At 64.7% G+C, this 20,011-nt stretch carries 18 protein-coding genes; 12 read left to right on the top strand and 6 right to left on the bottom strand.

Annotated features, from left to right (window positions below):
- Positions 1-157: 157 nt before the first annotated feature.
- From J2Y63_RS22500 to J2Y63_RS22490, 3 genes are read right to left on the bottom strand one after another with little or no spacing between them, the layout of a single operon-like run.
- Positions 158-511, bottom strand: coding sequence for a hypothetical protein (locus J2Y63_RS22500; RefSeq protein WP_435267898.1), 354 nt, complete (start codon positions 509-511; stop codon positions 158-160).
- On the bottom strand, positions 508-924 hold the full coding sequence (locus J2Y63_RS22495) for an ACT domain-containing protein (RefSeq protein WP_435267897.1): 417 nt from the start codon (positions 922-924) through the stop codon (positions 508-510). The genes J2Y63_RS22500 and J2Y63_RS22495 overlap by 4 nt, the downstream gene beginning before the upstream one ends.
- On the bottom strand, positions 921-1,832 hold the full coding sequence (locus tag J2Y63_RS22490) for an alpha/beta hydrolase (RefSeq protein ID WP_435267896.1): 912 nt from the start codon (positions 1,830-1,832) through the stop codon (positions 921-923). The genes J2Y63_RS22495 and J2Y63_RS22490 overlap by 4 nt, the downstream gene beginning before the upstream one ends.
- 123 nt (positions 1,833-1,955) lie before the next feature.
- Here J2Y63_RS22490 and J2Y63_RS22485 point away from each other — a divergent pair, with 123 nt between their 5' ends.
- The 12 genes from J2Y63_RS22485 (at position 1,956) to J2Y63_RS22430 (ending at position 14,160) form a co-directional block, all read left to right on the top strand.
- Positions 1,956-2,864: a LysR family transcriptional regulator gene (locus J2Y63_RS22485; RefSeq protein WP_306031837.1), complete on the top strand. Its 909-nt coding sequence runs from the start codon at positions 1,956-1,958 to the stop codon at positions 2,862-2,864.
- Positions 2,865-2,990: 126 nt separating this feature from the next.
- Positions 2,991-4,151: an ABC transporter substrate-binding protein gene (locus J2Y63_RS22480; RefSeq protein WP_256117266.1), complete on the top strand. Its 1,161-nt coding sequence runs from the start codon at positions 2,991-2,993 to the stop codon at positions 4,149-4,151.
- A 246-nt stretch (positions 4,152-4,397) separates the two neighbouring features.
- Complete coding sequence (locus J2Y63_RS22475; protein WP_435267895.1) at positions 4,398-5,396, top strand: ABC transporter ATP-binding protein; 999 nt, start codon at positions 4,398-4,400, stop codon at positions 5,394-5,396.
- Entirely contained in the window at positions 5,393-6,343 is a 951-nt protein-coding gene (locus tag J2Y63_RS22470; protein ID WP_435267894.1) for an ABC transporter permease, read from the top strand. The genes J2Y63_RS22475 and J2Y63_RS22470 overlap by 4 nt, the downstream gene beginning before the upstream one ends.
- Positions 6,333-7,148 (top strand): ABC transporter permease, encoded by an 816-nt coding sequence (locus J2Y63_RS22465; RefSeq protein ID WP_435267893.1) that lies wholly within the window; start codon positions 6,333-6,335, stop codon positions 7,146-7,148. The genes J2Y63_RS22470 and J2Y63_RS22465 overlap by 11 nt, the downstream gene beginning before the upstream one ends.
- A 20-nt stretch (positions 7,149-7,168) precedes the next feature.
- Complete coding sequence (locus J2Y63_RS22460; RefSeq protein WP_435267892.1) at positions 7,169-8,596, top strand: gamma-aminobutyraldehyde dehydrogenase; 1,428 nt, start codon at positions 7,169-7,171, stop codon at positions 8,594-8,596.
- A 61-nt stretch (positions 8,597-8,657) separates the two neighbouring features.
- Positions 8,658-9,176 (top strand): DUF2937 family protein, encoded by a 519-nt coding sequence (locus tag J2Y63_RS22455; protein ID WP_435267891.1) that lies wholly within the window; start codon positions 8,658-8,660, stop codon positions 9,174-9,176.
- A gap of 57 nt (positions 9,177-9,233) precedes the next feature.
- Entirely contained in the window at positions 9,234-9,407 is a 174-nt protein-coding gene (locus J2Y63_RS22450; protein ID WP_435267890.1) for a DUF1328 domain-containing protein, read from the top strand.
- A gap of 141 nt (positions 9,408-9,548) precedes the next feature.
- Entirely contained in the window at positions 9,549-11,723 is a 2,175-nt protein-coding gene (locus J2Y63_RS22445) for a TonB-dependent siderophore receptor (RefSeq protein ID WP_435267889.1), read from the top strand.
- Between the two features lie 100 nt (positions 11,724-11,823).
- On the top strand, positions 11,824-12,486 hold the full coding sequence (gene fhuF / locus J2Y63_RS22440; protein ID WP_435268022.1) for a siderophore-iron reductase FhuF: 663 nt from the start codon (positions 11,824-11,826) through the stop codon (positions 12,484-12,486).
- On the top strand, positions 12,483-13,586 hold the full coding sequence (locus tag J2Y63_RS22435) for an ABC transporter substrate-binding protein (RefSeq protein WP_435267888.1): 1,104 nt from the start codon (positions 12,483-12,485) through the stop codon (positions 13,584-13,586). Before fhuF ends, J2Y63_RS22435 begins: the two co-directional genes overlap by 4 nt.
- A 58-nt stretch (positions 13,587-13,644) precedes the next feature.
- Positions 13,645-14,160 (top strand): hypothetical protein, encoded by a 516-nt coding sequence (locus J2Y63_RS22430; protein WP_435267887.1) that lies wholly within the window; start codon positions 13,645-13,647, stop codon positions 14,158-14,160.
- On the opposite strand, the gene J2Y63_RS22425 is transcribed toward J2Y63_RS22430, so the two are convergent.
- From J2Y63_RS22425 to J2Y63_RS22415, 3 genes are read right to left on the bottom strand one after another with little or no spacing between them, the layout of a single operon-like run.
- Positions 14,157-14,993 (bottom strand): isocitrate lyase/PEP mutase family protein, encoded by an 837-nt coding sequence (locus J2Y63_RS22425; protein ID WP_435267886.1) that lies wholly within the window; start codon positions 14,991-14,993, stop codon positions 14,157-14,159. The two genes, J2Y63_RS22430 and J2Y63_RS22425, sit on opposite strands and share 4 nt — an antisense overlap.
- Positions 14,990-17,437, bottom strand: a complete 2,448-nt coding sequence (locus J2Y63_RS22420; protein ID WP_435267885.1) for a GcvT family protein — start codon at positions 17,435-17,437, stop codon at positions 14,990-14,992. The genes J2Y63_RS22425 and J2Y63_RS22420 overlap by 4 nt, the downstream gene beginning before the upstream one ends.
- Positions 17,434-19,884 carry a GcvT family protein gene (locus J2Y63_RS22415; protein WP_435267884.1) on the bottom strand — a complete coding sequence of 817 codons (2,451 nt, stop codon included), beginning with the start codon at positions 19,882-19,884 and terminating at the stop codon, positions 17,434-17,436. Before J2Y63_RS22415 ends, J2Y63_RS22420 begins: the two co-directional genes overlap by 4 nt.
- Positions 19,885-20,011 lie beyond the last annotated feature (127 nt).

Here is a 20,011-nt window from a genome sequence, read left to right as displayed (position 1 = left end):
GCCACCTTCTCCCTGCAAGCGGGGCGAAGGAGATATGCTGCACCGTTTTCGCCATCCAAAGCGTGGCGTGTGGCAAGTCCCCTCTCCCCGCTTGCGGGGAGAGGGTTAGGGTGAGGGGCTACGCCGCATCCGAAGATCGAATGCTTTCACCGCCCATTCAATTCTGCGTGCAAGTCACATCACCAAGCCGGCTGGCAGACCCGCCTTCGACGCTCACCGTCTCATCCCCCCGCGCCGTGCAATTTCCCTTCTCGCCGACGCCCGAGCGGAATTTCACCATGGGCTGGCCTTCGATCATGATGCTCGGCACGATCTCGTAAAGCTCCGGCGGGCAATTCACCACGTCGGAGAGGCGCAGCGCCGGGGCGCCGCCGATGAAGACGCTTTTCGAGCCGGACAGGGCGCAAGCCGGGATGGGCACGGCCGCATCCTCGGCAAAGGCCAGCGACGGCACCGCCGCAAACATACCGAACGCCAGGGCGACACCGGCAAACCGCAGAACCTTCATCATGCTTCTCCCTTTTCACGCGCCGCGCGGGACAAGGCCCGCAACGTTTCGAGCGCCCGCTCGGCATCCCGCTCCGGCACGAATATATGGTCGTGATGGTAGCCGGCAACCACGTTGGCGCTGATGCCGTCCGCCGTCAACGCCGTGGCGAAGGCCGCCGTCAGGCCGACGGCCTCCAGCGAGGAATGCACGGTGAGCGTGATCATCCGCATCGGCGGGCTGGCAGCAAGGCCATCCGCAGCGTCGGCGGGCAGGATCAGCGTGATGCCCTCCTCCTCCCGAAAAAGCCCGATCGGCCCGCGCGACAGATGCGCCGCAAGCTCGCCCGCCGGCACGCTGGCATAGACGAAGCTGCCCTCCACCAGCGCCGGCTCCATAGTCGCGAGCAGCACGTCGAGGTCGGTGACGCCGCTCATGGCCTTGCCATCCGGCGGACCGCATCGCACAGCGCCGCAAAGCCGGCCTTCGCGCCTTCGCTCATGAAGCGCGCCCGAAGCCAGGCATGGATCATCTGCTTCTCCTCGCGAAATTCCACCGGCACGCCGGCCAGCGCCAGCCGCGCCGCATAGGCCCGCGCATCATCACGCAACGGATCGAAAAAAGCGCCGGTGATGAAGGCGGGCGGCAGGCTGGCCAGGTTTTCCGCTCGTAGCGGAAAGGCATGCGGGTCATCCTTCGGCGCTTTGTAGATCTCGCGGTAATAGCTGGTATCGGCGGTCGAAAGCCCCGGCGCCTCAGCCATCTCCTCATAGGAGCCCGACACCAGATCGCCGCCGAGGCCCGGATAGATCAGCGCCTGCCCGACAATGCCCTTCAGCCCCTCATCGCGCGCCCGCAACACGATGCCGGCCGCAAGATTGCCGCCCGCGCTGTCGCCGATCACGACGATGGGATGCGGCTCCAGCAGCAGATCGATCAGCACCGCCCAGCAATCGTCGAAGGCCGCGGGCCAGACGTGCTCCGGCGAAAGCCGGTAGTCGACGGAAACGAGTTCGGCCCCCGCCGCCTCGGAAATCTCGGCGCAGATCGCATCATGGCTGTCGAGCGACCCGACGACGAACCCACCGCCATGGATGTAGAACAGCCGCGTCTCGGTCGACACCGTGGCCGGCCGGTAGCGGCGGACCGGGATGCGCTCCGCGACAAGCCCGTCGACCTTGACCATGCCCGCCGGCGCGGGCACATCGAAGACGGCGCAGAGTGCGTTGTACCAGGCGCGCTGCTGCACGATATCCGCGTCGACGGCATCGGCGGGATAAAAATCCTCGCAGCGTTGGTGGAAGGCGAGAATGCCCGCTTCGCTGGGCATGGGACGTCCGGTCATGGCAACTCCTCGTCGATTGCCGGCATCATAACCATGCTATGCAACAAGACCTGTCCCGTAAGCGGCTTTCCCAAGGAATTTTCGCCGCTTGCCTCGCCGGGCCCGGCCATATTAACTGCCGCCATGGCATTCACCTTCCGGCAATTGCAATATTTCGTCGCCGTCGCGGAGCAGGGTTCGGTGACGCGCGCCGCGCAAAACCTCTCCATCTCGCAATCCTCGATCACCGAGGCGATCAAGGAGCTCGAATCCGATCTTGGCGTCGAGCTGTTCGACCGCCATCCCCGCGGCCTGACCACGACGCACAACGGCCACCAGTTCCTGCGCCACGCGACAAAGATTCTCGCCGACGTCTCGGATGCACGGCGTTCCTTCTCCGACAACCGGACGGCCGAAAAGGGCCAGCTCAATCTCGGCGTCACCTCGCTCGTCGCCGGCTATGTGCTTTCGGACCTGCTCTCCCGCTATCGCCGCGCCTTCCCAGGCATCGATGTCAGCGCCATTGAGGACAACGGCTCCTATCTCGAACACCTGCTGGTCGGCGGCGAGCTCGACGTCGCGGTCATGGTCATCTCGAACCTGCGTGACCGCATGGCGCTCCAGGCGGAAATCATCGAGACCTCGCCCTATCGGCTCTGGCTGCCGATCGGCCATCCCCTCGTCTCCGCCGATATCATCTCCGTCAGCGATATCGCCAAGGAGCCGCTGATCATGCTGACCGTCGACGAAATCGAGGAGAACACCGGCAAACTGCTCTCGGCGCTGGGCGCCCGCCCCCATGTCGCCTTCCGCACGCGCTCGGTGGAAGCCGTGCGCAGCCTGGTCGCCACCGGCGCCGGCATCGCGCTGCTGCCAGACCTCGTCTACCGCCCCTGGTCGCTGGAAGGCGACCGCATCGAAAGCCGCGACGTTTCCGGCGCGCTGCCGGTCGTGCAGGTCGGCATGGTCTGGCGCAAGGGCTCCAGCCTGCCGCAGGCGGCACGGGATTTCGTCGGGTTGGCGGAGGCGTTGCGCAGCGGGCGCGGGCGATAACCACCTTCGGTTTCGGAATTTCCGATAGCGGCATTCTGATTAATGAATTTGCGAAAGCGGCGAAATCGCGGCACCTTTTCTTCCGGGAACAATACCGCACCAAGCGGATCACACCGGGAGACTGACATGAAGCGACTTCTGCATTCCTGCACCGCGCTCACCCTTTCGCTCGCCTTCACCGCATCCGCCCTCGCCCAGGAGCCGCTGAAGGAGCTTGGCGCCGGCGAAGGCGAAGTGTCCATCGTCGCCTGGGCCGGCTATATCGAGCGCGGCGAGACGGACAAGAACTACGACTGGGTCACCGAATTCGAGAAGAAGACGAGCTGCAAGGTCACCGTGAAGACCGCAGCGACGTCGGACGAAATGGTCGCCCTGATGAACGAAGGCGGCTTCGACCTCGTCACCGCCTCGGGTGACGCGTCGCTCCGCCTTGTCGCCGGCAAGCGCGTGCAGCCGATCAACACCGACCTCATCCCGAGCTGGAAGACCGTCGACGAGCGCCTGCAGAACGCACCCTGGCATACGGTGAACGGCGTGCACTACGGCACCCCCTATCTCTGGGGCCCGAACGTGCTGATGTACAATACCGATGCCTTCAAGGACGAGGCGCCGAAGAGCTGGAACGTCGTCTTCGAAGAGATGACGCTGCCGGACGGCAAGTCGAACAAGGGCCGCGTGCAGGCCTATGACGGCCCGATCCACATCGCCGACGCCGCGCAGTACCTGATGGCGCACAAGCCGGATCTCGGCATCAAGGATCCCTACGAGCTCAACGAAGACCAGTACAAGGCCGCCCTCGACCTGCTGCGCGTCCAGCGCACGCTCGTCGGCCGCTACTGGCACGATGCGATGATCCAGATCGACGACTTCAAGAACGAAGGCGTCGTGGCGTCCGGCTCCTGGCCGTTCCAGGTGAACCTGATGCAGGCGGAAAAGCAGAAGATCGCCTCGACCTTCCCGGAAGAAGGCGTGACGGGCTGGTCGGACACGACCATGCTGCATGCCGAAAGCCAGCATCCGAACTGCGCCTATATGTGGATGGAACATTCGCTGTCGGCCAAGGTGCAGGGTGACGCAGCCGCCTGGTTCGGCGCGGTTCCCTCCGTTCCGGCCGCCTGCAAGGGCAATGCGCTGCTCACCGACGAAGGCTGCAAGACCAATGGTTTCGAGAACTTCGAAAAGATCCACTTCTGGCGCACGCCGGTCGCCAAGTGCGAAAGCCAGAGCGAATGCGTGCCCTACCACCGCTGGGTCTCCGACTATATCGGTGTGATCGGCGGACGTTGATTTAAAACGGCGCGGCATACACCAACCAATCTCCCCCCTTGTGGGGGAGATGTCACCGAAGGTGACAGAGGGGGGTGGCCGCGAAGCGGCAAAATCTTACGGAGCGGGTGGGTTACCCCCCTCTGCCCTGCCGGGCATCTCCCCCACAAGGGGGGAGATTGACCAGCCGTGCCGTCTTCCTGCCCATGATGACGATTTGCGATGGGCACACCATGCCCCTCGCCCAAGACAACACCCGGAGCCCCCATGACCGCCGTCCTGTTCCAGCAAGTCTCCCGCCATTTCGGTGCCGTGCGCGCCGTCGATAGCGTGGATCTCGCGATTGCCGAGGGCGAGTTCTTCGCCATGCTGGGGCCGTCGGGGTCCGGCAAGACGACCTGCCTGCGCCTGATGGCGGGCTTCGAGCAGCCAACGTCCGGCCATATCGAGATTTTCGGCGAGACGGCGGAAGGCGTGCCGCCCTACCGGCGCAACGTCAACACGGTGTTCCAGGACTATGCGCTCTTCCCGCACCTCTCGATCCTCGAAAACGTCGCCTATGGCCTGATGGTCAAGGGCGTCGGCAAGGCGGAACGGCTGAAAGCGGCGGAAGAGGCGCTCGCCATGGTGAAGCTGCCCGGCTACGGCGCGCGCCGGCCCGGCCAGCTTTCCGGCGGCCAGCGCCAGCGCGTGGCGCTCGCAAGAGCCCTCGTCAACCGCCCCCGCGTGCTGCTGCTCGACGAGCCGCTCGGCGCGCTCGACCTCAAACTGCGCGAGCAGATGCAGGAAGAGCTGAAATCGCTGCAGAAATCGCTCGGCATCACCTTCGTCTTCGTCACGCACGACCAGGGCGAGGCGCTCTCCATGGCCGACCGCATCGCCGTGTTCAACGACGGCAAGATCCAGCAGCTCGGCACGCCGGAAGAGGTCTACAAGCGGCCGAAGACGCGCTTCGTCGCGGATTTCGTCGGTTCGTCCAACGTTCTGCCGCCGGATTTTGTCGCCGGTCTCGGCTTCGGCAAGGGTTATGCGAGCCTGCGCCCGGAGGCGATCGCGCTTGGCGAGAGCGGACCGGGCCGCAAACATTTCACCGGCCGCGTCGTCGCCGCGAGCTTTTTGGGTGCCGCAAACCGCGTGACGGTTGAGGCGGCGGGCGCCCGGGTCGCGGCCATGGTGCCGGCCTCGCTTGCGGTGCCGGCTGAGGGCGAGACCGTCACCTTCTCCTTCCTGGCCGACGACCTGCACCAGATGGACGGCGCCCAATGACGATCGCCGCCGACACCTCCATCCTCGCGCGCCGCGAAAACACCTCCGGGCGGCTTTCGGATTTCTTCTGGCGCAACCCGAAGATCCTGTTGCTCCTGATGCTGACGCCGCCGCTGCTCTGGCTCGGCGTCATCTATCTCGGCTCGCTGTTCGCGCTGCTGTTGCAGAGCTTCTTCTCGATCGACGATTTCTCCGGGCTGATCAATTACGAGTTCACGCTCGCAACCTATCGCCAGCTGCTCATCCCGTCGAATTTCGACATCATCCTGCGCACCGTCATCATGGCCGTGCTGGTGACGCTGGCCTCCGCCGTCATCGCCTTCCCGATCGCCTATTATGCTGCGCGTTATGCCAAGGGAAAGTGGAAGGTCATCTTCTATCTCGGCGTCATGCTGCCGCTCTGGTCGAGCTATCTGGTGAAGGTCTATGCCTGGAAGCTGATCCTTGCCAAGGAGGGCATCGTCACCTGGGCGCTCGCCAAGCTCAACCTGCTGTGGGTGCTGGACGCCTGGCTATCGCTTCCGGTCGTCGGCGGCACGTCGCTGTCGATCAGCTATACCGGCACCTTCATCGTCTTCATCTATGTCTGGATGCCCTTCATGATCCTGCCGATCCAGGCAGCGCTGGAGCGCGTGCCCGGCAACCTGATCGAGGCCTCCGCCGATCTCGGCGGCCACCCGGCGCAGACCTTCCGCTACGTGCTCTTCCCGCTCGCCCTGCCCGGCATCATCGCCGGCTCGATCTTCACCTTCTCGCTGACCTTGGGCGACTACATCATCCCGCAGATCATTGGCTCGTCGCGGCTGTTCATCGGCCAGGCGGTTTATGCCCAGCAGGGCACGGCCGGCAACATCCCGCTTGCCGCGGCCTTCACCGTCGTGCCGATCGTCATCATGGGCCTCTATCTCTGGATGGCCAAGCGACAGGGAGCCTTCGATGCGCTCTGATAGAAACACCTCCGCGCCGCTGGGCCTGAAGATTGCCGCAGGTCTCGGCCTCGCCTTCCTGCACCTGCCGATCCTGCTGATCTTCCTCTATGCCTTCACCACGGAGGAGAAGAGCTACCAGTTCCCGCCGCCGGGCTATACGCTGCAATGGTTCGCCGTCACCTGGAACCGGCCGGACGTCTGGGCCGCGATGGGTCTTTCGGTGCGCGTCGCCGCCATCTCGACGGCCATCGCGCTCGTGCTCGGCACGCTCTGCGCCGCCGCCGTCAGCCAGACGAAATTCTTCGGCCGCGAAACGATCTCGCTGCTCGTCATCCTGCCGATCGCGCTGCCCGGCATCATCACCGGCATCGCGCTGCGCTCGGCCTTCTCGTTTGCGGAAATCCCCTTCTCGTTCTGGACCATCGTGCTCGGCCACGCGACCTTCTGCGTCGTGGTCGTCTACAACAATGCGGTCGCCCGCTTCCGCCGCGTCTCGGGCTCGCTGATCGAAGCCTCGATGGACCTCGGCGCCGATGGCTTCCAGACCTTCCGCTACATCATCCTGCCGAATATCGGCACGGCCCTGCTTGCCGGCGGCATGCTCGCCTTCGCGCTCTCCTTCGACGAGGTGATCGTGACGACATTCACCGCCGGCCAGCAATCGACCCTGCCGATCTGGATGCTGGAGGAACTCGTGCGCCCGCGCCAGCGGCCGGTGACGAACGTCGTCGCCATGGTCGTCGTGCTGCTGACCTTCCTGCCGATCCTCGGCGCCTACTACCTCACCCGCGACGGCGACCAGGTCGCCGGCGGCGGCAAATGACGACACAAGGGAGAACATCGATGGACACCCAAATGCTGATCGGCGCGCGCTTCGAGGCCGGCACGGAAGTCGAGGAGCACATCCTGAACCCGAAGACCGGCGCCAAGATCGTCGACCTGCCGGAAGCCTCCTACGCGCAGATCGACGCCGCGGTGGATGCCGCCGAAAAGGCTTTCGTCTCCTGGGCCACCACCACGCCCGCCGAACGCTCCGGCTATCTCTTGAGGATCGCCGACGCGATCGAAAAGGACGCCGACGCCTTCGCGGCACTGGAATCGCTGAATTGCGGCAAGCCGATCAACGCGGCGCGCAATGACGAACTGCCGGCCATCGTCGATTGCTGGCGCTTTTTCGCCGGGGCCATCCGCTCGCTCAATGCCCCCGTCGCCGCCGAATACCTGCCCGGCTTCACATCCATGGTGCGCCGCGACCCGATCGGCATCGTCGGCTCGATTGCGCCGTGGAACTATCCGCTGATGATGATGGCCTGGAAGCTGGCGCCCGCCATTGCCGGCGGCAACACGGTGGTCTTCAAGCCCTCCGAGCAGACGCCGCTGACGGCTCTGAAGATGGCCAAGCTGCTTGCCGATGTCCTGCCGGAGGGCGTGGTCAACATCGTGCTCGGCCGCGGCGAGACGGTCGGCAATGCGCTGATCAACCATCCGAAGATTAACATGGTCTCGATCACCGGCGATGTCGCGACCGGCAAGAAGGTGCTGGCGGCGGCGGCGAAAACCGTCAAGCGCACCCATCTGGAACTCGGCGGCAAGGCCCCCGTCGTCGTCTTCGACGATGCGGACCTGGAGGCCGTCGTCGCGGGCATTCGCGCCTTCGGCTATTACAATGCCGGCCAGGATTGCACGGCAGCCTGCCGCATCTACGCGCAGGACGGCATCTACGAAAAGCTCGTCGCCGACCTCTCCGCCGCCGTCTCGACCATCAAATACAACGACCCGGACGACTCGCTGAACGAGATCGGCCCGCTGATCTCGAAACGCCAGCGCGACCGCGTGGCGAGTTTCGTCGAGCGCGCTTCCGAACTGAAACATGTCGAGATCACCACGGGCGGCCGCGCGGGCAGCGACGAGGGCTATTTCTTCCAGCCGACCGTGGTGGCCGGCGCCACGCAGGACGACGAGATCGTGCGCCGCGAGGTCTTCGGCCCCGTCGTCTCCATCACGCGCTTTTCCGAGGCCGACCAGGCGGTCGCCTGGGCAAACGACAGCGACTACGGCCTCGCCTCCTCCGTCTGGACCAGGGATATCGGCAAGGCGATGAAAGCCGCTGCCCGCCTGCAATATGGCTGCACCTGGATCAACACGCATTTCATGCTGACGACCGAAATGCCACATGGCGGCGTCAAGCAGTCGGGCTACGGCAAGGACATGTCGATCTACGCGCTGGAAGACTACACGGCCGTGCGCCACGTCATGATCAGCCACGGCTGACGGAAACTTTTGGCCGCTCCGGCGGTTCCGCTCCCGGGATGCGATGTCCCGGGAGAACGGCATGAGGATTTTGTCCCGCACCGCGACTGCAACCGCCGCCCTGATCGGCGCGCTGACCTTCTCGCAGGCGCCGGAATTCGCGCAGCAATACCAGCAGCGCCTCGGCGGCGCGCTCGATGAACTGCGCATCATCGTCGCCGATTTCGACCGCGACGCCACGCTTGCCGGCATCGACCGCACACAGGCGCTCGCGATCTATGACGGCGCCGGCGAACCCTTCCTGCGCAATCGCGGCCAGTCGATGCGCCGCACCCTCACCCGCTTCGAGACGATCGCCCGCCAATCCGCCAGCATGGCCCGGACGTCGCCCTTCGCAAAACCCTTCGCGCTCCTGCGCAATGCCGACGACATGATCCTCACCAATGCGTGGCGGGATTTCCAGCCGGCCGTTCCCGTGACACCGGCCGGCCTCCTCTGGGCCGCGACAGGCGCGTGCCTCGGCTGGGGGCTGGTGGGCACGACAAGAATGCTGCGCCGCTTCCGCCGCCATCGCCCAGTCCCGGCTGATCAACTCACCTAGACGGGAACTTTTTTTGCCCTCGCGCGTCCTTCTGTCCATATATCTGGAGACAACGCCATGCTGAAATGGGCACTGATTTTTCTCGTCATCTCGCTGATCGCCGGCTTCCTCGGCTTCTCCGGCGTCTCGGCGGCAACGGCGACGATCGCCAAGATCCTGTTTGCGGTCGCCATTGTCATCTTCTTGATTTTCCTCGTGCTTGCACTGATGGCCGGCAGCCTCGCCTTCTGAGTGCAATTCATCCCCAACCTGTGTTGCGCGCCGGCAACACAGGTTGAATCATGACTGTTCCAGTCATATAATTTGTTGCAGCGATCTGAATCCTGATAAAAACGGTCATCTTATCGATCCGCTTCGTCAGAAAGACCCCGCATGCACAAGCCTTCCCGCACGATGTTCCGCCTGGCGCTCGCCGGCACGTCCCTCCTCACGCTCGCCACGGTCGCCCTTGCGCAGGACCAGGCAGCGACGGCACAGGACGGCGCGACCGTTCTAGAAGACATCGTCGTGGATGGCGGCAGCGGCGGCGTCATCACCGCGGACGGTTATGTCGGCAAGAGCAGTGCCACGGGCGCCAAGATCGATACGCCCTTCATCCAGACCCCGCAGTCGATCTCCTCGGTCACGCAGCAGCAGCTCGAAGACCGCAACCCGCAGACCCTGCTCGACACGCTCGCCTACACGCCCGGCACCCGCGTCGGCGGCTACGGTTTTGACCCGCGCTTCGACAGTTTCACGGTGCGCGGCTTCGACGTGACCTATACCGGCGTCTTCCGCGACAACCTGCGCCAGCCGGGCGCCGGTTCCTCGCTGTTCAAGACGGAGCCCTACGGCCTCGAAGGCGTGTCGATCCTGCGCGGCCCCTCTTCGGCACTCTACGGTGCCTCCGGTGCCGGCGGCCTCTACAACCTCATCAGCAAGCGCCCGACGGAAGAGGCGCTGCGCGAGGTGCAGGTGCAATACGGCAGCCACGACCGCTACCAGGGCCAGTTCGACCTTTCCGGCCCGATCAACGACGAAGACCCCTTCTACTACCGCCTGACTGGCCTCATGCGCAGCGCCGACACCGAACAGGTCGGCGTTCCGGACGACCGCGCCTATATCGCGCCGGCCTTCACCTGGAAGCCGGACGAGGACACGCGCCTGACCATCCTTGGCGAATATTCGCGCACCAAGACGGGCGGCACGGCGGCCTATTATTATGACCCGGCCACCGGCAAGGTCAGCGATTTCTTCGCCGGCAACCCGGCCTATAACGATTCCATCCAGAACCAGGGCCGCATCGGCTACGAATTCGAGCGCCGCCTGAACGAGACCTTCACCTTCCGCCAGAACGCGCGTGCCTCCTGGCTGAACGTCGACGCCGACTGGGCCTTCGCCTACCAGCCGAACGCCGCCGACCCGACGCTGCTCGACAGCAGCGCCGGCACGTTCGAGGAGTGGCTGAACACCTACACGATCGACAACCAGCTCGAAGCCAAGTTCGAGACCGGCGCGCTGGAGCACACGCTGCTCACCGGCGTCGATTTCACCAAGGTCTACTGGAAGTCGCTGAACGGCTACGGCGTCTCGCCGCCGCTCGACATCAACGACCCGACGCGCGGCCGCCCGGTCGATCCGATCGCCTTCCAGACGAAGAGCGTGCAGGACCAGCTGATCACCGGCCTCTACATGCAGGACCAGATCCGCTACGACGCGCTGACCTTCACGCTCGGCGGCCGCTACGACTGGGTCTCCACCGACACCGACAACACGGACCTCGCCTCCGGCGCCCTCGACACGATCAGCCAGGACGACCGCGCCTTCACCTGGCGCGCCGGCGTGACCTATGAGACCGAATGGGGCATCACGCCCTATGCCAGCTACTCGACCGCGTTTTCGCCCAATGCCGGCGTGAACATGGCGACCGGCAACCCGTTCAAGCCGACCGAGAGCGAACAGCAGGAAGTGGGCGTGAAATATCTGCTGCCGGACAGCAACACGCTCATCACCGCCGCGCTCTTCAACATCGACCAGACGAACGGCCTCTATTACGAAGTCGTCGACCTGCCGACTGGCCCGGCCAACATCCAGGTGCAGCGCGGCAAGCTGCGCTCGCGCGGCCTGGAGCTTGAAGCCTCCACGAGCCTCGACAACGGCCTGTCGCTGATCGCCTCCTACACCTATACGCAGGCGAAGATCATCGACGGTCCGGCCGGCACCGTCGGCAACGACGTCTCCTCCATCCCGCGCCACATGGCCTCGCTCTGGGCGCATTACGACATGCCGGAAGACGGCGCGCTTGCCGGCCTCGGTTTTGGCGCGGGCGTGCGCTTTACCGGCTCCAGCTACGGCAGCGACGAAAATGTCTCGAAGAACGCCTCGCGCGCCTTCGTCGATGCGTCGATCGACTACGATTTCGCCGCGATCAACAAGGAGTTCGAGGGCCTGAAGCTGCAGGTCAACGCCACCAACCTGTTCGATCGTCAGGATGCCGTGTGCTCGGCCGGCTTCTGCTACCGCGACCAGGGCCGCACGGTCATCGGCAGCCTGAAGTATTCGTGGTAAGCCCTTGACGAACCTTTCCTCCCAGGACGGCGAAACCGCTTTCAGGCCCCAGGGCCTGAAGGCGGTCTTTACCGGCGAGCACGCCTGGTGCGGCGAGAAGATGATGCTCTCGTCGGACCTCGACGGCGCCGTGCCGCTCGGCGATTTCCTGGCGGGGGACGGGTTTTCGCAAACGCTCGACCGCTATGCCGAAGTCCACGGCAGCGCGGACCGGCGCGCCGTCGCCTCCTTCTGGTCGCTCTACTATTTTTCCGCGCTGACCATCCCCTATGTCGTCGCGCGCCGGGCGGAGATAACGCCGCCCATCGCGCTCGACGAGATGACCATCGCCATCGGCGAAGACGGCCTGCCGCGCGCCTTCGGCCTGCCGCACGAGGGCGACTGGAGCGAAAGCAAGGGCCTCGTCGATGTCATCACGCCGCTGGTCGATTGCCACCTCGCCCGCGTCGTCGCGCTGTTCAAGGAAAAGACCGGCATCGCGCCGAAACTCGCCTGGAACAATGCCGCCGTCTATATCGACTATGCCTTCAACGCGACGGACCGGTCGCCCGCCGAAGGCGACGACCATTGGCCGTCGCGCCAACTCTTCGATTGCCCGCAACTGGCAAATGGCAGCCGCAACCCCTTCCACGGCTGCCTGCGCCATGAGATGGAAGAAGGCGCGGTCCACTGTCGCCGGAAAGTCTGCTGCCTGCGCTACATGCTGCCCGGCATTCCCGGCTGCGGCGAACTCTGCGCCCTGCCGGAACTGAGAAAACAATGACCATGCGCTTCCTCGTCCTCGCCGTCTTCCTGATCCTCGCCGTGCTGCCGGCCCGCGCCGAGGTGCAGTACCCGCTGACCGTCACGGACGCGCTCGGCCGCGAGGTCACCATTCCGGCCGAGCCCAAGGCCGTGCTGCTTGGCAGCGGCTTCAACCTGGTGGCGCTGTCGCTCGTGCATCCCGATCCGGTGAGCATCCTTGCCGGCTGGGCGAGCGACATGAAGGGCGACAACCCGGAAATCTATGCGCGCTTCAAGGACAAGTTCCCGAAGATCGAGGACGTGCCGATCATCGGCGACGGCATTACCGTGTCCTTCGAGGCGGCGCTGTCGCTCAAGGCCGACCTCGCCATCCTCGCCAACTGGCAGGCCGATACCGAGCTTGGCAAGCAGGCGATCGGCTATCTGGAACAGACCGGCGTGCCCGTCGTCATCGTCGATTTCAACAGCGACGCGCTGAACAACACCGCCGGCAACATGCGCCTGCTCGGCCAGGTGATGAACCGCGAGGAGCAGGCGAACGCGTTTGCCGACTTCTACGAGGCGCGCGTCAAGCGCATCCGTGACCGCGTGGCCGAACACACGGAACCTGGCCCGACCGTGCTGATGGACGCCTTCCCCAACCCGGAAAAGTGCTGCTATGCCTATGGCACCGGCGGGCTCGGCGCCTTCATCGCCATCACCGGCAGCCGCAACATCGCGGAAAGCCTGCCGGCGCAGGGCGGCATCATCAGCTCGGAATTCCTCGTCGCGGCCAATCCGGACGTCTATATCGCGACCGCGTCACCGGGCGGCACCTACAGCGCCTTCTCCATCGGCCCCGGCGTCGATCCGAACGAGGCGCGCGAGACGCTGGCGCGCGCCGTTTCCAGTCCCTTCCTCGCCAATCTGAAGGCGGTGAAAGATGAACGCGTCCATGGCCTGTGGAATTTCTTCAACGCCGTGCCCCTCAACATCCTCGCCGCCGAGGCCTTCGCGCACTGGCTGCGCCCGGAGATTTTCGGCGATATCGATCCCGACCAGACGATGAAGGAAATCAACGATCGCTTCGCCGCCGTGCCCTTCGATGGCGCCTATTGGATCAGCCTCAAGTCAAAGTGACGGGCGCGGCCTTTCGACGGGCCGCCGCGCACGCTATATGATGCCCAGGAGGACCTGAATGATCTGGGCATTCGCAGTCGCAGCGGCGGCAATTCTTTATCTCGCACTGCGCTTCCGGCGCTTTCAGAGCTGGGTCGAACCCGCACTCACCATCGTGGTGGCAATCGGCCTTGCCGCCGCATTGCTTATCTGGTTCGTGGAAGAGCGCGCCCCCTCCGGCGAGGTCGTGGTGCAGGATACGGCGGCACCAGCGCTTTCGGCGGACAATGTCGAGCTCTCCGAAACGGAGGCCATTGTCGGCCAGACGAAGACGAGTTTTCGCGTAACGGGCCGCATCACCAACAAGGGCACGGTGCCCATGCAGTCCTTCCGCCTCGACGTCGTGCTCTCCGATTGCCCGAACGGCACCTGCCGGGAGGTCGGCCGCGACGACGCGCTGATCGTGCTGCGCGTGCTGCCGGGCGAAAGCCAGGCCTTCAGCACCTTCGCCGTCTTCCCCGGCAGCGACATCACCCCCGTGACCGCGCCCGAATGGGATTTTGGCGTGCGCGACGTGCGGGCCTACGGGCGCTAGGCCCCGTCGGCGCCTTCGGCGAGCATCGCGTTCACCCGGTCGCCGGATATCGCAGCAGACAATTTCGCGAAACTGCCATCCTTGACGATGGCCTCCATCTGCTCGGCGATCGCCGCATGGGTGACGCGGGCGATAGTCGAGCCGAGCGAGATGCGGCGCACGCCCATCTCCGCGAATTGCGGCACGGTGAGCTGGCGCAGCGGGCCGGCGGCGAGCGCATTGACCGGCTTCGAAACCGACTGAACGACGCGACGCAATTCCTCCGCACCCGGCGGCACCGGCACATAAACGAGATCGGCGCCGGCCTTCTCGAAGGCCTGGATGCGCCGGATCGCCTCGTCCAGATCGTAGACGCCGTTCATCACGCCATCGGCGCGCGCGCAGAGAATGAACGGCTGGCCGAGCGACCGGGCGGCATCGGCCGCCGCGCGGATGCGCTCCACGGCGAGGTCGAAAGCATAGGCCGGGTTGCCCTCGACCATCTGCGTGTCCTCGATCGAGCAGCCGGAAAGGCCGACCTCGGCGGCAAGCCGGATGGTCTCGGCAACCTCGTCGGGCGCATCGGCAAAACCGTTCTCGAAATCGCCCGAGACCGGCAGCGGCGTGGCGCGCACGAGGTCCTCGGCATGTTTCAGCGGCTCCTCACGGGTGACGCGGCCCATGTCCGGCCGGCCAAGCGTGAAGGCGAAGCCGGCGGAGGTGGTGGCAAGCGCCACGGCGCCGGCAGCCGCCATCATGCGGGCGGAGCCGATATCCCAGGGGTTCGGGATGACGAAGCAGCCCGACTGGTGCAGCGCGTGGAAACGTTCGTGGCGTTCGGCAAGCGTCGTCATGCCCTGACCCTTTCCGACTTTGGATCGTACATCGGAACAAGCGAGGCTTCCGCCTTCACCCGCACGCCGGCGATCTCGATCTCGTAGCGGGAGGCGAGCACATCCGCCTCGCTCTCGCCGACGCAGGGAACATAACCCATGCCGATCGCACCGCCGAGATGGTGGCCGTAATTTCCGGAGGTAATAGTGGAGACGATCTTCCCATCGCGCACGAGCGCCTCGTTGTGGAAGAGCAGCGGCTGCGGATCGGTCAGCCGAAACTGCACCATGCGGCGCTTCAGCCCCTCCTCTTCCTTGCGGAGAACGGCATCGCGGCCGAGGAAGTCGCCCTTCTTCGTGCGTACCGCAAAGCCGAGGCCGGCTTCGAGCACATGGTCCTCGTCGGTGATGTCATGACCGAAATGGCGGAAGGCCTTTTCGATGCGGCACGAATCGAGCGTGTGCAGGCCGCACAATTTCAGGCCCACATCGGCGCCGGCTTCCTCCAGCGCCTCGAAGACATGCGCCGTCTGGTCGGTGGAGACGTAAAGCTCCCAGCCGAGTTCGCCGACATAGGTGACGCGGTGGGCGCGGGCGAGGCCCATGCCGACCTCGATTTGCCGGGCGGAGGCGAAGGGATGCGCCGCATTGGAAAAATCGTTCGGGCTCACCTTCTGCATGAGGTCGCGCGCCTTCGGACCCATGACGCAGAGCACGCTTTCGGCCGCCGTGACATCGGTGATGACGACGAACTCGTCGCCAAGATGCTTGCGCAGCCAGGCGAGATCGCGCTGGAGCGTGGCGCCCGGCACGACGAGGAAGAAGGCGGTTTCCGACAGCCGTGTCACCGTCAGGTCGCTCTCGATGCCGCCGCGCGCGTTCAGCATCTGGGTATAGACGATCTTGCCGGGGGCGACGTCCATCTGGTTGGCGCAGAGCCGTTGCAGGAAGGCCAGCGCATCGCGCCCTTCGACGCGGATCTTGCCGAAGGAGGTCATGTCGAAGAGGCCGACGCCGTTGCGAACCGCGAGGTGCTCTTCCTTCTGGTTCTCGAACCAGTTCTGCCGCTTCCACGAATAGCGGTATTCCCGCTCCTGCCCCTCTTTGGCAAACCAGTTCGCACGCTCCCAGCCGGCCACCTCACCGAAGACGGCACCGCGGGCCTTCAGGTGCTCATGCAGCGGCGAGCGCCGCACGCCGCGGGCCGTCGCCATCTGGCGGTAGGGGAAATGGTCGGCATAGAGCAGGCCGAGCGTTTCGGAGACACGGTCCTTGAGATAGGCGCGGTTCTTTTGGAACGGTTGGGCGCGGCGGATATCGACCTCCCAGAGATCGAACGGCGCCTCGCCGTCGTTCATCCACTGCGCCAGCGCCATGCCGGCACCGCCGGAGGAGACGATGCCGATGGAATTGTAGCCGGCGGCAACCCAGTAGCCCTTCAGTTCCGGCGCCTCGCCGAGATAGTAGCGGTCGTCCGGCGTAAAGCTTTCCGGGCCGTTGAAGAAGGTATGGATGCCGGCAGTTTCCAGCATCGGCATGCGGTTGATGGCGTTTTCGAGGATCGGCTGGAAGTGATCGAAATCCTCCGGCAGCTGGTCGAAGCAGAAATCTTCCGAGATGCCGTCCATGCCCCAGGGCTTGGCTTTCAGCTCGAAAGCGCCGATCAGCATCTTGCCGGCGTCCTCCTTGTAGTAGGTGCATTCGTCCGGCACGCGCAAAACTGGCAGCCGTTGCAGGTTCGGGATCGGCTCGGTGACGATATAAAAGTGCTCGCAGGCATGCAGCGGCAGCGTGACGCCCGACATATCGGCGAGCGTGCGCCCCCACATGCCGGCGGCATTGACGACGTTGTCCGTCTCGATGGTGAAGGTCTCGCCATTCTGCTCGCAGGTGACACCCGTGACGCGGCCATCCTTGGTGACGACCGACGTCACCTTGACACCCTCGATGACCGTCGCGCCGTTCTGCCGCGCGCCCTTGGCCAAGGCCATGGCGATGTTCGCCGGGTCGCACTGACCGTCGAGCGGCAGATGCACGGCGGCCTTAACATCCGCCGTGTTGAGGTGCGGATACATTGCCTTCACCTCGTCGACAGTGATTTCGCGCACATCGATGTCGAAGGCGCGGGCGAGCGAGGCCTGACGGTAGATTTCTTCCTTGCGCTCCTCGGTGAGCGCCACCGTCATCGAGCCGCACTGGCGCATGCCCGTGCCGATGCCGGTCTCGGCTTCGAGCTTGGTGTAGAGGTCGGCCGAATATTTCGCGAGCCGCGTCATGTTCTGCGAGGCGCGCAACTGGCCGATCAAACCCGCCGCATGCCAGGTGGTGCCGGAGGTGAGCTGCTTGCGCTCCAGCAGCACCACATCCGTCCAGCCGAGTTTTGCCAGGTGATAGGCGACCGAACAGCCGGAGACTCCGCCGCCGATGATGACGGCTCTCGCCTTCGAAGGGATGGGCTTGCTCATGCACGCAGTCTTTCATTGTTGGGGTCGAAGAGCGGGCCGTCCGACTGGACCACCGCCTTGAAACGGTCGCCATAGATCTCGACCTCGATTTCCGTGCCGGGAACGGTGAGATCGGCCCTGAGCATGCCGAGCGCGATGGACTTGCCGGTGCGATAGCCCCAGTTGCCCGAGGTGGTCTCACCGACCACTTTCCCGCTGTGCCACAGCGTCGACATGTAGGGCGCGTCGCACTCGCCGGCCTCCACCGTCAGCGTCACGAAGCGTTTTGTCACGCCCTGCTGCTTCTCCCGCTCCAGCGCCGCCTTGCCCTTGAAGTCAGGCTTGGTCCAGTCGACGAAGCGGTCGAGGCCGCCCTGCAGGATGGTGTAGTCCGTCGAAAGGTCGCCCTTCCAGGCGCGATAGCTCTTCTCGATGCGCAGCGAATCCAGCGCCTCCATGCCGAAAGGCTTGAGCCCGTGCTTCTGCCCCGCCTCCCAGACGGCATCGAAGATCATTGCCGTGTCTTCCACCTTGGTGTGGATTTCCCAGCCGAGTTCCCCGGCGAACGAGACGCGCACGAGCTGGCACCAGCGGCCGGCGATCTGGCAGCTCTGGTGGGTGAGCCAGCCCTTCTGGAGATCCGCATCCGTCACTTCGGCGAGGATGGCGCGGGAATTCGGGCCGGAAAGGATCTGGCAGGAGAAGCTTTCCGTCACGTCGTCGATGGTGAAGGCGGCGTCCTTCGGAAGGTGCTTTTGCAGCCATTCGAAATCATGCCACTGGGCGGTCGCGGCCGTGATCAGGAAGAAGAAATCCTGGTCCAGCATCATCACCGACATTTCCGTGACGATGCGGCCCTTGTCGTCGGAGAAATAGGCAAGGCCGATGCGACCGGGTTTCGGCAGCTTGCCGGTGGTGAGCGTCGAAAGCCACGCCGTCGCGCCCTCGCCCTTCACGCGGAAGCGCGAGAAACCGGGAAGGTCGAGAATGCCGGCGGCCTCGGTGACGGCACGGCATTCCGCCTCGATGCGCGCCCGCCAGGGGCCTTCGCGGTTCCAGGTCTGGGTGGATTCTTCCGAAAGATCATCGCCGGGCTCGGCGTACCAATTGGCGCGTTCCCAGCCGTTATAGGGCTTGAACTGTGCCCCCAGCGCCTCGATGCGATCGTGGATCGGCGAGAGTTTCCGGTTGCGCCCAGCCGGCCAGGCGTGTTTCGGGAAATGCATGGCATATTCGTGGCCGTAGATTTCCATGCCCTTGGCGACGCAATAATCCTTGTCGGCGGCGAAACTCGTATAGCGGCGCGGATCGCAGGACCACATGTCCCATTCCGTCTCGCCCTCCGTCACCCATTCCGCCAGCACCTTACCGGCCCCACCCGCCTGGCAGATGCCGAAGGTGAAGACGCAGGCCTCGTAGGCGTTCGGCACGCCGGGCATCGGCCCCAGCAGCGGGTTGCCGTCCGGCGCATAGGGGATCGGCCCGTTGATCATGCGCGACAGGCCGGCCGTGCCGAGGATCGGCACGCGCTCGACGGCGTCGTTCAGATACCATTCGAGGCGGTCGAGATCGTCCGGAAAGAGCTGGAACGAAAAATCGTCCGGCATCGGATCGTCCGGCGTGATCCAATGCGCCTTGCAATTGCGCTCGTAGGGGCCGAGATTCATGCCGGTCTTTTCCTGGCGCAGGTAATAGGAACTATCCACATCACGCAGCAGCGGCAGCTTGTGGCCGGCCTCGCGCGACCAGGCGGCGAGTTCGGGAATTTCCTCGAACAACATGTATTGATGGCTCATCACCATCATCGGCACCTCGCGGCCGAACCATTTGCCGACCTCGCGCGCATAATAGCCGGCGGCGTTGACGACCTTTTCGCAGCGGATTTCACCTTGCGGCGTCGAAATCACCCATTCATCTCCCTCCCGGCGCGCGCCGGTGGCGGGACAGAAGCGAAAGATTTTCGCGCCCATGTCGCGCGCGCCCTTCGCCAGCGCCTGGGTGAGCTGCGCCGGGTCGATATCGCCGTCATAGGGGTCGTAGAGCGCGCCAGTGAGATCATGCGTCTCGAGGAAGGGATATTTTCCGCGCATCTCGTCGGGCGAGAGGATGTCGAGGTCCATGCCCTGGTAGCGGCCCATGCCGACGACGCGCTTGAACTCCTGCAACCGCTCCTTCGAGTGGCCGAGGCGGATCGAGCCGGTGACGTGGTAGTTCATCGGATAATCGACCAGCGCGCCCAGCTCCCGGTAGAGCGAGGCCGAATAGCGCTGCATGTTCATGATCGACCAGGAGGACGAAAAGGTCGGCACGTTGCCGGCGGCGTGCCAGGTGGAGCCGGCGGTCAGCTCGTTCTTTTCCAGCAGCACGCAATCCGTCCAGCCGGCCTTGGCCAGATGATAGAGCGCCGAGGCGCCCACGGCGCCTCCACCGATGATGACGACACGGGCATGGCTTGGCAGTGCGGACATTCTCGTTCCCCTTCTTTGCGCCCCGAATTTGTGTCAACCAAAGTGCTGCGCAGCAAGCCGCGGAATTCCCTTTATTAATCGATACCTTCGATTACACTTGCGCGAAACACTGGGAAAAAATGGCGCA

Origin of the sequence: Shinella sp. BE166 (assembly GCF_051201095.1) — a bacterium.
Classification (GTDB): Bacteria; Pseudomonadota; Alphaproteobacteria; order Rhizobiales; family Rhizobiaceae; genus Shinella; species Shinella lacus.
The sequence above is the reverse complement of the archived record's forward strand: the minus strand, read 5'-3'. Positions and strand labels throughout refer to the sequence as shown.